This is a genomic window from Pauljensenia sp. C0254C2 (genome assembly GCF_056583835.1).
In genome coordinates this window covers 1-1494 of the sequence record NZ_JBWPJO010000032.1, presented here as the reverse complement: position 1 = coordinate 1494, position 1494 = coordinate 1, and the positions used below count along the sequence as shown (strand labels likewise).

Below are 1494 nucleotides of genomic sequence, written 5' to 3'. Positions count from 1 at the left end.
GGTTCTACAATTTTAAGTACTGATGGACTTAACATCAGTGCTTATTTTAGTTTAAATTTAAAATAAAAAACGAAAGATGGTTGGACCCCGTCTTCGTTTAAGAAAGGACCATCTTTCATGAATTATTCTATCAGAGTTGCCTTAGGAGTTAAAGACTATCACTTGGAATTAGATGAAAAACATTTTGACGAGCCAATCGAAGATCAAGGTGACCGGATTGTTGTTCACCTCATTCAGTCTTATCCAATGCGCTGCCCCCGTTGTGGCCAGCTAATGCTTAAAAATGGCTTTAAGACGGTCAAAGTTCTTGGACCATCACTTCACTATCAGCCAACGATTTGGTCAATTAGAAAACAAAAATACCTCTGTAAGCCTTCCGCTGACTGTCCTACTACGGTTACTAGCTTTGCCACAGTCAAGGACATTGATTACCGTAACCACATTGCCTGGACGATTAAGCAACGAGCAATGATGCTCCTAACGACCAATCAATCGCAAAAAGATCTAGCCAAAAGTCTGGGAATTTCTGATTGGACAGTTCGTCGGGTTATTACCAACCTCGATAATTCATTTAAACCCAACTACCATTGTTTACCTCGTCACATTGCCTTTGATGATTTTAAGTCTGGCAAGATGGCGCCGAGTGGTATGAGTATGATTCTAATGGATATTGAGGCTCACCGAACCTTAGACATTATTCTTTCCCGGCGTAACCGTTACTTGCGGAACTACTTTCTTCACTATGACCGTGCAGCCCGATTAGCCGTTCAAACTGTTACAGTTGACCTGTACACTCCTTATCGTCATTTGATTCACGAATTATTTCCACATGCCATTATTATCGCTGACCACTTCCACGTCGTCGCCCAAGCTTACCGCGCTCTTAATCGAATTCGGATCCAAGCAATGAACTATGCCGGTAAAGGCACTCATCAGTGGCGAGCACTGAAACACTTCTGGAAGCTAATTCTAACGCCTGCTAGTGAACTCAAATACGATAACTACTGGCGAAGAGCCAACTTTGGCTATGCCCAATTGACTGATGTTGAAGTTATTCATCGTCTCCTCAGCTTTGATGAGGAGCTCCAGCAGGCTTACCGCTACTACCAAGACTTAATTTTCACCGTTAGTCAGCGAAGCCGTAGTCGATTGAACCAGCTGCTTACTACCAAACTAACGGTGCTTCCGCAGCCCCTGCAAAAGGTACAGCGGACACTAAGGCAACACAAGAAAGAGATTCTCCATAGCTTTAAGTATGAAGCTTATACTAACGGTCCCGTTGAGGGCACTAACAATAAGATCAAGGTCATCAAGCGGGTTGCCTATGGATTCCGAAACTTTGCCAATTTCAGAATCAGGATTCTCCTCTCACTGCCCAACACCTACATTGCCATTAACTGGAAGAATAAACAAGCAGCCCGTGCCAAGGTTCAGGCACGAGCTGCTTAACAAAATTTATTCTATTTTCTCATCAGTACTTCTTGACGAAGAGCC

1 protein-coding gene is annotated in these 1494 nt (G+C 43.3%); it reads left to right on the top strand.

The genetic code is table 11. The annotated features are described in order from the left end of the window. Positions 1-117 precede the first annotated feature (117 nt). Positions 118-1449, top strand: coding sequence for an ISL3 family transposase (locus AC1DA5_RS10520; RefSeq protein WP_191913661.1), 1332 nt, complete (start codon positions 118-120; stop codon positions 1447-1449). The last annotated feature ends 45 nt before the right edge of the window (positions 1450-1494 follow it).

Excerpts from the sequence above, each read along its gene's own strand:
- AC1DA5_RS10520 (WP_191913661.1), top strand. The coding sequence starts at position 118 with ATGAATTATTCTATCAGAGTTGCCTTAGGAGTTAAAGACTATCACTTG.